12 protein-coding genes are annotated in these 14,280 nt (G+C 40.0%); 6 read left to right on the forward strand and 6 right to left on the reverse strand.

What is annotated here, in order from left to right:
* Nucleotide 1 precedes the first annotated feature (1 nt).
* The 6 genes from NEE14_RS00920 (at nucleotide 2) to glmM (ending at nucleotide 6,077) form a co-directional block, all read left to right on the forward strand.
* Nucleotides 2-595, forward strand: a complete 594-nt coding sequence (locus tag NEE14_RS00920) for an RNA polymerase sigma factor (RefSeq protein ID WP_251968076.1) — start codon at nucleotides 2-4, stop codon at nucleotides 593-595.
* 340 nt (nucleotides 596-935) lie between these two features.
* Entirely contained in the window at nucleotides 936-1,589 is a 654-nt protein-coding gene (gene rpe, locus NEE14_RS00925; RefSeq protein ID WP_251968077.1) for a ribulose-phosphate 3-epimerase, read from the forward strand.
* 268 nt (nucleotides 1,590-1,857) lie between these two features.
* Entirely contained in the window at nucleotides 1,858-2,916 is a 1,059-nt protein-coding gene (locus NEE14_RS00930; RefSeq protein ID WP_251968078.1) for a ComEC/Rec2 family competence protein, read from the forward strand.
* A 50-nt stretch (nucleotides 2,917-2,966) separates the two neighbouring features.
* Entirely contained in the window at nucleotides 2,967-4,019 is a 1,053-nt protein-coding gene (locus tag NEE14_RS00935) for a DHH family phosphoesterase (protein WP_251968079.1), read from the forward strand.
* A gap of 53 nt (nucleotides 4,020-4,072) precedes the next feature.
* Entirely contained in the window at nucleotides 4,073-4,660 is a 588-nt protein-coding gene (locus NEE14_RS00940) for a DUF4827 domain-containing protein (protein ID WP_251968080.1), read from the forward strand.
* Nucleotides 4,661-4,685: 25 nt separating this feature from the next.
* Nucleotides 4,686-6,077, forward strand: coding sequence for a phosphoglucosamine mutase (gene glmM / locus NEE14_RS00945; protein WP_251968081.1), 1,392 nt, complete (start codon nucleotides 4,686-4,688; stop codon nucleotides 6,075-6,077).
* An 89-nt stretch (nucleotides 6,078-6,166) separates the two neighbouring features.
* On the opposite strand, the gene NEE14_RS00950 is transcribed toward glmM, so the two are convergent.
* From NEE14_RS00950 to NEE14_RS00975, 6 genes are all read right to left on the reverse strand, one after another.
* Nucleotides 6,167-8,620, reverse strand: coding sequence for an FAD-dependent oxidoreductase (locus tag NEE14_RS00950; protein WP_251968082.1), 2,454 nt, complete (start codon nucleotides 8,618-8,620; stop codon nucleotides 6,167-6,169).
* A 918-nt stretch (nucleotides 8,621-9,538) separates the two neighbouring features.
* A complete protein-coding gene (locus NEE14_RS00955; protein ID WP_251968083.1) occupies nucleotides 9,539-10,438 on the reverse strand; it encodes a hypothetical protein in 900 nt (299 codons plus the stop codon).
* 5 nt (nucleotides 10,439-10,443) lie between these two features.
* Nucleotides 10,444-11,877 carry an MBOAT family O-acyltransferase gene (locus NEE14_RS00960; RefSeq protein ID WP_251968084.1) on the reverse strand — a complete coding sequence of 478 codons (1,434 nt, stop codon included), beginning with the start codon at nucleotides 11,875-11,877 and terminating at the stop codon, nucleotides 10,444-10,446.
* A gap of 133 nt (nucleotides 11,878-12,010) precedes the next feature.
* Nucleotides 12,011-12,988 carry a dihydroorotate dehydrogenase-like protein gene (locus NEE14_RS00965; RefSeq protein WP_251968085.1) on the reverse strand — a complete coding sequence of 326 codons (978 nt, stop codon included), beginning with the start codon at nucleotides 12,986-12,988 and terminating at the stop codon, nucleotides 12,011-12,013.
* Between the two features lie 64 nt (nucleotides 12,989-13,052).
* Nucleotides 13,053-13,715: a YggS family pyridoxal phosphate-dependent enzyme gene (locus NEE14_RS00970; protein WP_251968086.1), complete on the reverse strand. Its 663-nt coding sequence runs from the start codon at nucleotides 13,713-13,715 to the stop codon at nucleotides 13,053-13,055.
* A gap of 12 nt (nucleotides 13,716-13,727) precedes the next feature.
* On the reverse strand, nucleotides 13,728-14,231 hold the full coding sequence (locus NEE14_RS00975) for a DUF4494 domain-containing protein (protein WP_251968087.1): 504 nt from the start codon (nucleotides 14,229-14,231) through the stop codon (nucleotides 13,728-13,730).
* Nucleotides 14,232-14,280 lie beyond the last annotated feature (49 nt).

Below are 14,280 nucleotides of genomic sequence, written 5' to 3' on the forward strand. Positions count from 1 at the left end.
AATGAATAAATTAGAGATGATGACAGACGAAGATCTGGTCGTCCTTTATGCAGAAGGTAATAACGCTGCTTTTGATGTCTTGTTGAACAGATACCAAAGTAGTATTCATTCCTATATTTTCTTTATTGTACGTAACAAAGAGTTGGCTGAAGATATTTTTCAGGAAACTTTTGTGAAGGTGATTATGACGATAAAACAAGGCCGTTATACCGATAATGGTAAGTTTAAAGCATGGATCACACGGATTGCGCATAACCTGATCATTGATAATTATCGTCAGGAACGTAATGAGAATACCATCTCAAATGATGAGGTTGAAGTCGATTTGTTGAATAATATCAAGTTATGCGATGGAACGATTGAAGACAAACTTGTGAAACATCAGGTTCTGTCGGATGTTCGGCGTTTGTTAAAATCATTACCGGATAATCAGCGGGAAGTTTTGGAAATGCGTTATTACCGGGATTTGAGCTTTAAAGAAATTGCAGATCTGACAGGAGTTAGTATTAATACGGCTTTAGGACGGATGCGTTATGCCATTTTGAATCTTCGCCGCTTGGCAGAAGAACATCATATAGAGTTATCATACGCATAAAGAAAAAGACAATTTTACGTGAATAAGCACAATATTTTCATAGCATATCCGTTTTTTATTTAGAACACTAAAAAACAGAATGCCTATGAAGAAAATATCTACGTCATGTTTTTCTAAGTTTGATCATTCATTGAAAGCGCAGAATACAGATCTGGAAGTAAAGCCAACTCGGCAGACATTAGATTTTTTACGACAGTTTGCACGTTCTTATCATGCAGAATCTTCTTTAGATTCAGGCTTATGTGGCTTCGTTATGAACTGATCAACGATAGATGAAAAGAGAATACATTGGTTTGTATTCTCTTTTTTTATACCTTTGCTTAAAATTTAAATGTCCTTTATGAAACAGTTGATAGCTCCTTCCTTATTGGCTGCTGATTTTATGAATTTGCAGCGAGACGTTGAAATGATTAATCAGAGTGAGGCAGATTGGTTACATTTGGATATTATGGATGGTGTGTTTGTCCCTAATATTTCTTTCGGTTTTCCTATATTGAAAGGACTGAAAAAAATTTGCCGAAAACCGATGGATGTTCATCTGATGATTGTTGAACCGCATAAATTTATTCGTGAAGTGGCTGAGACGGGTGCATATCTGATGAATGTACATTATGAAGCATGTACGCATTTACATCGGACTATCGCTGGTATTCATGAAGCCGGCATGAAAGCGGGCGTTACGTTAAATCCTCATTCTCCAGTCAGTTTGTTGGAAGATATTGTTCAGGATGTTGAAGTCGTGATGTTGATGTCTGTTAATCCGGGATATGGAGGACAGAAGTTTATCGAGCATACTGTAGAGAAAACCCGTCAGTTGCGTGAGATGATAGATCGGAAAGGCTTGAATACGTTGATTGAAATAGACGGTGGCGTTAACTTTGAAACGGGCAAACGCTTATTGGATGCGGGAGCAGATGTTTTGGTTGCCGGTAGTTTTGTCTTTAGTGCTGCTGATCCCGCTTCTGTTATTAAAGAGCTTAAAGCTCTCAAGTAGTTGAGTTATAAGACAAAGTACTCAACTGCTGATTTTCGATATTTTATTATTATTCAAAACTGAAACTATGACAAAGGAATTAAGAAAGCGGCCCTTTGCCAGGCCGCTTTTTATTTGGATTAGCGGAATATGCTTTTCGGTATATATACCATTCGAATATGTTACATTTGGATTGAGTGTATTATGCTTGATCTTGCTATTTTATTCATTCAATTTTAAGAATGAGCGTTCATTGTATAGTGAGCGATGGCAATGGGGAGCTTGGTATATGTTGCTTTTATTAGCGCTATCGTGTGCTTATGTGAGCTATCGCTTGCGGGTACATCCTTCAACGGATTTATCGGAATGGCAAGTCTGGTGTCATTCTTTTCAGCAGCAATTATTGGAGCCGATTGCTTTATTGGATTTGGCTGATTGGGAGAAAAATGTATTAGCCACATTGACTTTAGGCTATCGTCAGCAATTGGAGTGGACTGTTCGTGAGCGATTTTCCTTAGCGGGTGCTGCACATATTTTAGCGGTTAGCGGATTTCATGTAGGTGTAATATATTCTTTTCTTCGGCTGTGTTTATTCCCTTTGTCTGATAAATCCGGATTGAGATTTCTGAAGAATGGTTTATTGTTGATGGGGATTTGGTTATTTGCTGCTATAACCGGTTTGGCTGCATCGGCTGTTCGGGCAGCCTGGATGCTTTCTCTTTACTTGATTGGTATTACAATCCGGAAAAAACGAGACTCATACAATACCTGGTGTGCCGCTGCCTTTTGCATGTTGGTTTATAATCCCTTTTATTTATTTGACATTGGGTTTCAATTAAGTTTTCTGGCTGTCCTTTCCATCTTTTTTTTCTATCGTCGCATTTCTTCTCTGCTTCAATTACGTAATCCTCTTATCCGGGCACCTTGGGATTGGTTATCCATCAGTCTGGCTGCTCAAATAGGGACATTTCCGTTATGCTTGTATTATTTCGGAGAATTGTCATCTGTATCATTATTGGCAGCCTTGCCGGTCTCTTTCTTTTCCATATTGATCATTCCGTTAGCATTCATCTGGATTATCTGTGTTTGTTTGGGTTGGATCTGCGCACCATTGTGCTGGTTGATCAGTCTGATTGTGGAAACCTTTTGTCTATTTGTCGACCGGATGGGCCGAATAGATCCGATTACACCGGCTGAACCTCTCTCTGCCTGTATGTTGTTCGAATTATATCTGGCTCTTCTGTTCTTTTGTCTTTATATTCGGGAAAAATATTTCCGACATTTATGGGCTACGTTTCTTTTCTTTTTTCTCTTTTCCGCGTCTATGCTTATTGAACGAATAAGTTGAGAAATATTCAGAAAAAGATGTACCTTTGTGCCGATTAAATTGTAGATTTCATGATTACTAAAATCATTTCTGAAGAGCTGATCCAGAAAGCTAAAAAGTATGTTGAAAAAGGTGATAAGTTTGTTATTGTCACTCATGTTTCCCCCGACGGAGATGCTTTAGGTGCTTCCTTGGGATTATATCATTTCTTGAATACTTATGGCAAAAGTCAGGTGACTGTTGTTGTCCCCAATGAATTTCCTTTATTCTATAAATGGATGCCAGGTGCTAAAGATATTGTTATATATGATAAATATCAGGAATTTGCCGACCAGCTACTCCAGGAAGCTGATGTCATTTTCTGTTTAGATTTTAATGAACCTAAACGAGTTGAAAAGATGGCTGATGCTCTTTTGAAAGCAGAAGGCAGAAAAGTGATGATCGATCATCATCTGAATCCGGCCGACTTTTGCCGGGTAACAATGTCTTATCCGCAGATGTCATCAACCAGTGAGATGATTTTCCGTTTCATTTGCCGAATGGGTATGTTTGACCTTTTACCGCGGGAATCGGCCATTTGTATTTATACCGGAATGATGACGGATACCGGATCATTTACCTATAATTCGAATCAGCCTGAAATTTATACGATCATCAGTGAACTGATTAAGAAGGGTATTGATAAGGATGAAATCTACCGGAAAGTATTCCAGGTCTATTCAGAGAGCCGCTTGCGCCTGCAAGGATATGTATTGTATGAGAAGATGAAAGTTTATCCCGGTAAGCAGACGGCCATGTTGTCATTGTCGGCTGAAGAGTTGGAGCGTTTCCATTATGTGACAGGTGATTCAGAGGGCTTTGTCAATATGCCATTAAGCATCGAAGATGTTTGTTTCAGTGTTTTCCTGCGTGAGGACAAAGATTATGTGAAGGTTTCGCTGCGTTCGGTAGGAGATTTCCCTTGTAATGAGTTTGCCACAAAATACTTTCATGGCGGTGGGCATAAAAATGCTTCGGGCGGAGAGTTTTTCGGAACACTGGATGAAGCGATTGCCTGTTTTGAGAACGCATTAGAAGAGTTTAACCCAAGCCTGGAAAAAGAAAAGAGAGAAAATCAACATTGAAATTCTCTGAGAATGATTATATTTGCCTTTAATTATATTTATAATAGAATCAAATGAATAAAATATTAGGAAGTTCGTTGATGATAAGTGCTGTTTTGTTGGCAACTTCATGCGACAAAACACAGTCTTATGCCGATATGTTGAAAGCCGAAGAGAAGGCAATTGAGAAGTTGATGGACGAAGAAGACATCGTAATCTTGAAAGAGTATCCGGCTGATGGAGTCTTTAAGGAAAATGAGTTCTATCAGATGGATAATGATGTTTATATTAATGTCATTGATTCCGGAAATGGTAATAGGATAGGTACGAAACGCCAGAATGTAAATGCGCGTTTTGTCGTTCGCTTCTTTAAGTCGGATACAATAGAATTGGATGGTTTTGCCAGTTCACGTCTGCCTGTTACTTTTTCTTATCAGAAATATTCAGACAATTATTATATATGGGGATATGACCAGAACGATACGAATGTCGATGCTATCATGAGTAGCTTTATCTGCGAAGGTCTGGCTTCGGGTCTGCAGTACGTAGGTGATAGTTCGATCGTGAAGCTGATCGTTCCGTTTAAGGTCGGTCCAACTTCGTTCCAGAGTTCGGGCGAACCTCTTTATTATACGAAAGTAAGATATACTTTCGAGCAGTAGAATCATTGATTAATCTATATATACTATGACATTAATTAAATCTATTTCCGGTATTCGTGGTACAATTGGCGGAGATCCGGAAGATGGCTTGAATCCGTTAGCCATAGTTAAGTTTGTTGCTGCCTATGCGACATTTATCCGTAAGAATACAAAGGTAACGACGAACAAGATTGTTGTCGGCCGGGATGCTCGTATCTCTGGACCGATGGTAAAGCAGGTGGTTTTAGGAACCTTGATGGGCATGGGTTTTGATGTAGTGGATATTGACCTAGCTACTACACCGACAACCGAACTGGCCGTTGCTATGGAAGGCGCCTGTGGCGGTATTATCTTGACTGCCAGTCATAATCCGAAGCAATGGAATGCCTTGAAACTGCTGAACGAGAAAGGAGAGTTCCTGAATGCAGCCGAAGGAGCTGAAGTGTTGGCTTTGGCGGCAAAAGAAGATTTCCAGTTTGCGGATGTAGATCATTTGGGAAAGGTAATTACTGATACGACATATATCCAGAAACATATTGATTCTGTATTGAAGTTGGATCTGGTCGATGTAGAAGCAATCAAGGCTGCGAACTTCAAGGTGGCAATCGACTGTGTGAATTCAGTGGGTGGTATTGCTATTCCAGCTTTGCTGGAAGCTTTGGGTGTAAAGCAGGTATTGAAGCTGAACTGCGAACCGACTGGTCATTTTGCGCATAATCCGGAACCGCTACCGGAACACCTGACGGATATTTCCAATCTGATCCGTACTGAAAAGGCAGATGTTGGTTTTGTTGTAGATCCGGATGTGGATCGTCTGGCCATTGTTTGCGAGAACGGTGAAATGTTCGTTGAAGAATATACTTTGGTGGCCGTAGCTGATTATGTATTAAGCCGTACGCCGGGTAATACAGTCAGCAACCTGAGTTCAAGCCGTGCCTTGAGAGACGTAACTCATCGTTATGCCGGTTGTGAATACAATGCAGCTGCTGTGGGCGAAGTGAATGTGGTTACGAAGATGAAGGAAACCAATGCCGTGATCGGTGGTGAAGGGAATGGCGGTGTAATCTACCCGGCCAGCCATTATGGTCGTGATGCCTTGGTGGGTATTGCCTTGTTCCTGACTCATCTGGCGAAGAAACATATGACGGTAAGTGAACTGCGTGCTACGTATCCTCCTTATTTCATCTCGAAGCAGAAAGTTCAGCTGACGCCGGAGATTAATGTGGATGCCATTTTAGCCAAGGTTAAGGAAAAGTTTGCTCAGTATGATATTACGGATATTGATGGGGTGAAGATCGATTTCCCCGACAAATGGGTTCATTTGCGCAAGAGCAATACGGAACCGATTATCCGTATCTATTCGGAAGCTCATACTATGAAGGAAGCTGAAGAGCTGGGTGGTGAACTGATTCAGATCATCCATGACATGTGTAAATAAGCAGCGACAGTTAGTCTTCTTATAAAAGGAAATCGCCAATCTGAAGATGTTTTCGGATTGGCGATTTCCTTTTTATATGAACTGAATCATCAGATGAAGAGATTCAGATTCGCTTCTTCGGCTCTTTCCAGATAGGTGGCTACACCGCCTAATTTGACGTTATCCAGCAGTTCTTCCTGCTTGACTCCCATCACATCCATGCTCATGGTGCAGGCAATCATTTCTACTCCGTTGTCGATGGCCTGTTGCATCAGACTTTCCAGGCTGTCAATGCGTTTCTGTTTCATGATCATCCGCATCATCTTGCTGCCCATACCGCCCATATTCATCTTAGACAGTTTGAGCTTTTCACTGCTGGATGGAAGCATCCAACCGAACATTTTCCCCATGAAGTCTTTTTCAACGGCCGGTTTGTTCCGCTTCTTGATGATGTTCAGTCCCCAGAACGTGAAGAAGAGGGTGACTTTCTTTCCTGCGGCTGCTGCTCCATTGGCAATCACGAAAGTAGCTAAAGCCTTGTCTAAGTCGTCACTGAAGACAACGATGGTCTTGTGATCGGCCGGCTGGCTCGTGGCGGCAGAACAGACTGGCGCTGCTTTTTGGATGGTTGCGGCTACAATTCCGTTCCGGTTTTCCAGACTTGTCAATTGGGCTCCGGTCATTTTACACCAGGAAGCGACATCTTTCCCGAAAGCCTGATCGGTCGCTTTGATGACTAAGGCTTCCCCTTCTTTCAGTTCTGCATAGTTCTTCTTCAGCTGCAGAATAGGACCAGGGCACATCAATCCGCAGGCATCGACCGATAAAACCGGTTTGGATGGATTGGCAGGCTGGCCATCGTCTGTTTTTTCCTCTGTGTCGGCTTTGGCCTGGCAGTGGGCATCGTTGCAGACAGGAGCCGTGGCTGTACTCCAGGTCTTATATCCACCCGATAAGTTCCGTACATTCTTGAATCCGTTCTGTACCAAGATTCGATAGGCAAGATAACCTCTTAATCCGACGGCACAAGTAACCACAATCGGTTTGTCTTTGGGCAGTTCGTCCAGATGTTCGCGTAATTCGTCCACCGGGATATTGATAAAGCCCGGAATCGTTCCTAAGCTGTATTCATCTTTAGTACGGACATCAATCTTGACTACATCGGCTTCGAGCTTGTCGATATCGCGCCAGGTGATGATCCGAACGCGGTCTTTCAGGATGTTGTCGGCAACGAAACCGGCCATGTTCACCGGATCTTTGGCGGCGGCGTATGGAGGCGCATACGCATGTTCGAGTTCCATCAGGTCATAAATCGTACCTTCGTGCTGGATGGTCTGGGCCAACATTTCAATACGTTTGTCCACACCGCCGAATCCTACTACCTGCGCACCCAGCAACACACCTGTTTCGGGCGCAAACAAGATCTTGATGGATAAAGGAACGGCTCCCGGATAATAACCCGCATGCGAACTTCCGTGTGTATAAGACGAGATATACGGAATGCCTTCCCGTTTCAACAGCTTGGCATTGGCTCCAGCTGCAGCAACTGTCAGGTCGAATATCTTGGCGATTGATGTTCCCATCGCTCCTTTATATACTTCCTTGTTGCCGTAAACGATATTATCGGCGGCAATACGACCTTGCTTGTTGGCTGGTCCTGCCAATGGAATCATGGCTGGCTTGTGAGTAATCAGATGTTGGATTTCGACAGCATCACCCAAGGCATAAATATTCGGATCCGACGTTTGCAGATAGGCATTGACCTGGATTCCGCCTCGTTCTCCCAAAGACAAACCAGCTTCGCGGGCCAGTTGGTTTTCCGGGCGCACACCAATGCTCAGGATTACCAGATCGGTCTGTACGGTTTTTCCGCTTGCCAGATGAACAGCCAGGGATTGGTCCGCAAGGGTTTCAAATTTCTTCACGCCGTCGCCCAAAAGCAATGTTACACCTTTGCTGGTGAGATGTTGGTGCACCAAGGCTGCCATCGAGAAGTCAAGAGGAGCCATGACCTGATCGGCCATTTCAATCACTGTTACCTGTACTCCGGCTTCATGCAGGTTCTCTGCCATTTCCAGTCCGATGAATCCACCGCCTACGACAACCGCTTTCTTCGGCTTCATCTGTTGCAGGAATCCTTTGATGGCATCTGTATCGGGAACATTCCGCAGGGTAAAGATTTTCGGACTGTCAATGCCTTCGATTCTCGGGCGCAACGGCTCGGCTCCCGGCGAGAGTACCAGTTTGTCATAACTCTCTGTATAGACTTCTCCGCTTTGCAGGTTCTTAACTTCCACCTGTTTTGTTCCAGGTAATATACGGGTTACTTCCTGACGGGTACGGATGTCAATACGGAAGCGGCTGACAAACCCCTTTACGGTCTGTACAAACAGCTTGTTCCGTTCTTTGATGGTACCGCCAATGTAATAGGGCAGACCACAATTGGCGTATGATACGTATTCCCCTCTTTCAAATAAGATGATCTGGGCTTTCTCGTCGTTTCTTCTGAGTCGTGCGGCAACGGTGGCACCTCCGGCTACACCTCCAATAATCAAGTACTTCATATTTCAGTAAGTTTTTTAGTTCCTGTCTTTATCTATGGTAAGTTTTCGGGGTCCTTCAGCATGGCGGTTGTGTCCCGCAGCTGGCATTCCTACCTGTAAAACTTAGCGTGTTTGTTGTAAAAACAAAGGTAATTAATGTTTTGTACTTCTCCTTCAAAAATAGCATCAATGAAATTTATAGTCTGATAGATAGTTTATTGATGTGTAAGTAAAAATGCGAATTTATTGTCATGATGTAATTTTATTGCTGCTTTCTCTGGCATATGAAAAAGAAAAATGAACGCAAATTCGTGAAAACATAATACCTTCTTTTTTAATTCCGGCATATTTTGAATAAAAGCTGGCGTATTTTACTGAAAAGGTAGGCATAAATTTATGAAAAGGTAGGCATGTTTTCATACGAAAGTAACGAGAATTGAATGAAAAACTGGTGTGTTTTGCCTCCAAAACAGATGTTGAAGGTTAAAATGTGTTCTGATTGAATATTGATCTGTTAAAATAGATGTATAAAATAGTCGATTGGTGTATTCATAAAGCTACTGAATCCTGATTTTTTATCAGAAACGATTTAAAATCTGATTCACTTTTAAATAATAAAAAGATAGCTTTACAAGCAGGATGCTGACAAAACCGTTTGATTCCTGCAAGGGAATTCCTGCATGACTGTCCGATAGTCATTGAATAGGTGTTTCGGGCAACTTTTTGTCAAAGCTGAACTCGCTGTGCGTCGTTTATTTCCAACCAACCTTACGACTGCTTTTAAATATCGCAGAAATGGAAAGGTAATTTTGACAAAATGTCAAAATATGCTTATTGATGCAGTAGCTAGCCTTGTACAAAAAAGAGAAAATATCCTAATCAGATACTTTCTCTTTTTCGTATATAAGCCCCAATGATTTTTAGTCTCTGTTGGAGAAGTTATGGAAGGTCTATAATAGCAGTTAAAATTGTTGTGAATTTTTGTGCGCCATTGGTATTCAGATGATCTACGTCGTAAAAGTCATTATGATTGAATCGCTTATCATTCATGAAATTTAAATATATAGTTTCAGGATACGTATCTAAGATTTCATTTATAGATTTATGCATGAGATTTAATTGTGTTGGATCAAGACAGCTTGAGTAAAGGTCTGTTACAGGTGTTGTTAGTATGATAAGCTTGATGTTTTTTTCTTTACATATATTGGCAAAATGATATAGTATAGCCATATTTTCTTTAACGTGACTAGGATTCTTGTTTGTATGATATTTAGCCGTTATATTGGCATTGTGTAAATTTAAATCTTTTTTTCTGTTCTCTATCGTATAATCAGTTCCGAATCCTAAATAATTACATTTGCATGTATTTTCTCCTTTTACGTGCATAAGAAACTTGTTTTTCCATTGAGGAATAGTCAGTTCTAAGCTAAAACGCGTTGGAGGATAATCCATATATATACCATAATATTTTAATAGAGTTTCTGAAGAACTGAAATCTTCCATCATTTCAGGTAAAGTATGATATGATATTGCAATAACAATTTGTTTTAAAGATGACATATTTTCGATGAAACGGTCAAATAAAAATACGTCTCTTTTTAGATCTTGTGATGAGTAAGCTATGTTGAAACATTTAGATTTAAATAATATTGGATTTATAGCGTGATACGTATGAGAGCTTCCAAATACGAGGGTCTCAATTTCTCCTGCATGATTTTCCATAAATAGATTTTTTAGCTTATAAGCATTAGGAATGCTGCGAAGATATATTTCGACAATTGGTAAAATAATTAATAAGGGGATAATAAATAATATAATATTTTTGATGAATTTTTTCATGTGAATTAAAATTGAAAAAAAATAAATTGGGCTGTTTCTCCTTGAAATATAATTATAATGGAAATAATGGCATAATAGATAAAGTGTCTGATATATTTATTCTGTATGCTATTTTCTATTTGTAAGGTATGTTGTTTATCTCTTTGCAACCATTCAGCAACAAGCATAATAATGATCCAAATTAGAGCTGTTTTTCCATATTCTGGTAAAGTGAGTTCAAAATTAGTAAACATTCTGTTGTAGTACTTTATGGCTATACCTATATTTTCAGCTCTAAAAATGATCCAGCCCATTAGTACTAATATGAAGGTTGTAGTCATTTGAATTAATTCTTTAAAAGATGGGAGAATTGAGTGTTCTGCAATTCCTGCAAGGTGTTTTCTGTTTTTGTTTGTTATTAAAAGAGGAATAAAGAGTAGTGCATGATAGGCGCCCCATAAGAGAAATGTCCAATTAGCACCATGCCATAGGCCACTGGTCAAAAATATAATAAGAGTATTTTTTATGCTTTTTAATTTTCCATAGCGGCTTCCTCCCATTGGTATATATAAATAATCACGGAACCAGGTGGTAAGTGAAATATGCCATTTCCTCCAAAACTCTGCAATATCTCTTGAAAAATAGGGGTAATTAAAATTCCTCATCAACTTGATACCGAATATTTTAGATGTTCCAATAGCTATATCACTATAACCTGAGAAATCGCCATATATTTGCATTGAAAACATCAATGCTCCATAAAACAAAGAGATAGAGTCCAAGCTGTCTATTTCCGCAAATACATGATTGACTCCTGCTGCGCAATTGTCTGCTACGACAATTTTTTTAAAGAAGCCCCATAACATTTGGCGTAGACCATCGATTGCTGTTTCATATTTAAATGTCCGTATACTTGAAAATTGTGGTAGTAGATTTGTTGATCTTTCTATAGGACCTGCTACCAATTGAGGAAAGAAACTGATATATGCAAAAAATGAAATAATATTATGAGACGCTTTAATATCTCCTCTATATACATCTATTGTATAGCTTAAAGCTTGGAATGTATAAAAACTTATACCTACCGGTAAAATTATATTTATAGTTATGAAGTCAAGATGAATTCCGAATTGTAAGAGAATATAGGATAAACTTTGTATGAAAAAGTTGTAATATTTAAAAACTGCTAGGATGCCAATGTTGATTAATATGTTACAGATAGCAATAAGTCTTTTCTTAGATTTGTCTGATTGATAGTAGTCTATCATAATACCACTATAAAAACTACATAGAGAAGTAAAAGAGATTAGAAATAAAAAACGGTAATCCCACCATCCATAAAAAATATAGCTTACAACAACTATAAATAGATTTTGTAGATTTATATTATTTTTTAGTTGCCAGTATAAGATAAATACAATTGGTAAAAAAATTAAAAAATCAATTGAGTTAAAAATCATTATGTATGAGAAATATTAATTCGAATTTTAATGATCGACGAAGATATGCATTATATCCATACCTCCAAAGCAAAAAAGAGAAAATATCCTAATCAGATACTTTCTCTTTTCCATATATATACTCCAACGACTTTTAGTCTCTGTTGGAGAAATATTTCATGAACTGTGAACGTTCGTATAAAGCTGGATTCGGAATATTGGCATAATTCAGCTTTCCGATAAACTGATCCAATGATTCATAATGAGCCTGATGCATCCATTCTTCTACACAAGTAGTGATTTGTGAGATGATTTCTGCTCCGTGTGTGTAGATAGCGCTGCACATTTCAACGGCAGATGCTCCGGCCAGCAAGCATTTCACAACGTCTTCCCAGTCGTGTACGCCAGTAGAAGAAGCAATGCTGATATTAGGAATCTTACCCGATACAATGGCTGTCCAGCGAATGGTGTCACTCAAGTCTGCATGGCTACTGAATACATTGCCTGATACCAGCTGCATTGTATTCAGATCAATGTCCGGCTGATAGAAACGGTTGAACAGAACAACTCCGTCAGCTCCATTAGCCTTCAGTTGATTAACCAATGCCGGCATGTTAGAGATGTATTTTCCGAGTTTGATGATGACAGGAATCGTAACCACTTGTTTTACTTTCTTCAGGATCTGAGTATATAACCGATACAAGTCTTCGCAGCTGTGATGGATGTCTGTCTCAAGGAAGAAGACATTCAGTTCAATCGCATCGGCTCCGGCATCTTGCAGTTGTTTGGCAAACTCAATCCATGTATCTGCCCGATAGCAGTTGATGCTGGCAATGATAGGAATGGTACACAATTCTTTTGATTTGCGGATCAGTTCCAGATAGTTCTCTACATGATTTGCTTTGATGTAGCCACGGATGTAATCAGCAGCTTCCGGATAATCAGATTCTTGTAACATGGCGTCGCTCTGCATTTCCATTTGTTCCTCAAATAAAGATTTCAGAACGATGGCACCGGCACCGGCTTTTTCAAATTCCTTGTTGCGTTCTGCGTTGTTGGTCAAGCCAGAACTGCTGACGATAATAGGAGACTGAAGTGTCAGTCCCGCGTATTGTGTCTTTAGGTTAATCATATCTATTTTGTTTTTGTTGTTTATTTACTTTGTCGTTGTGTTAACTCGCTTTGGATATTGGTTTTTAATATTCTCTCTCACCAAAGATATAAGTTCCCACACGTATCATGTTGCTTCCTTCTTCGATGGCCAGCTTGTAGTCGTGTGTCATTCCCATCGAAAGGATGGAAAATGCTTCCGACTGACTGAAAACACTTCCTTTTAGCTCGGTGAAAAGCTCATGCAAGGTATGAAATTCCTTGCGGATCTGTGTTTCGTCGTCTGTTAAAGTTGCCATACCCATAATACCGCAGATTTGTACATGTGGCAAATCCGGCAGGTGATGGACCAAATCACGACATTCGTTGGGTGTAAATCCGTGTTTAGTCTCTTCTGCCGCCACATGGATTTCCAGTAAGACGCGGATGATCCGTTCATTCTTGGCCGCCTGTTTGTCTATTTCCTTCAATAGCTTCAGAGAGTCGACGCTATGAATCAGACTGATGAATGGAGCAATCTCTTTCACCTTATTGCTTTGCAGCGGACCGATGAAATGCCATTCAATATCTTTGGGGAGAACATGCTGTTTGGCTACCAGCTCTTGAGCTCTGCTTTCTCCGAATACTCGCTGTCCGGCCTGATAAGCTTCTTGCAGAGCTTCAACCGGATGAAACTTTGAAACGGCTACAAGCGTCACTCCTTGAGGAAGTGAAGCCTGTAGTTCTTGAATATGCTGAGCTATATCCATATATGATATGTTTTAGATCGTTGTTTCTGCCGCTTTCTTTTGTTCAGCAATCAGTTCTTCACCTGATTTGGGTTCAGAAGGAATGCTGTTCGGATCAAACGGGAATACGTCCATCAACTGAGTTTCTGTAACCGAAGCGATTGTATAATCGGATAAAGTACCTTTCATGCCTTCTTCCAATACAGCGATGGCTTCTTTTAAGGTTGATGCCTGAGCCAGCATCTGGGCTGCTGTTTTCTTTTCAGCCCCGCTCTTTTCATCAAGGGTAATGAAATATACTTTTATTTTATAGTAACGATCGCCATTCTCATTGAAGAATAATTCTGAAATACGTGCACGCTTGATGTCTGTTACCGTAAACTCACCTGTAATGAAAGGACGAATTTCTTCGATAATACGTGATTCAGCTTCAGTAAACGACAGGGCATCTACAAGATAAGGCTCTGTTACTTTCTTCTGCATACCATTTTCAAGCATCTTCTCGAAAGAGACTTTACATTCAAACCAGTTGTGCATCTTTATTCTGTTTATATTAATATTATCTTGTTTCTTCCGACAAAGGTAA

The sequence above is a fragment of the Parabacteroides sp. AD58 genome, from assembly GCF_023744375.2.
Lineage (GTDB): Bacteria > Bacteroidota > Bacteroidia > Bacteroidales > Tannerellaceae > Parabacteroides > Parabacteroides absconsus.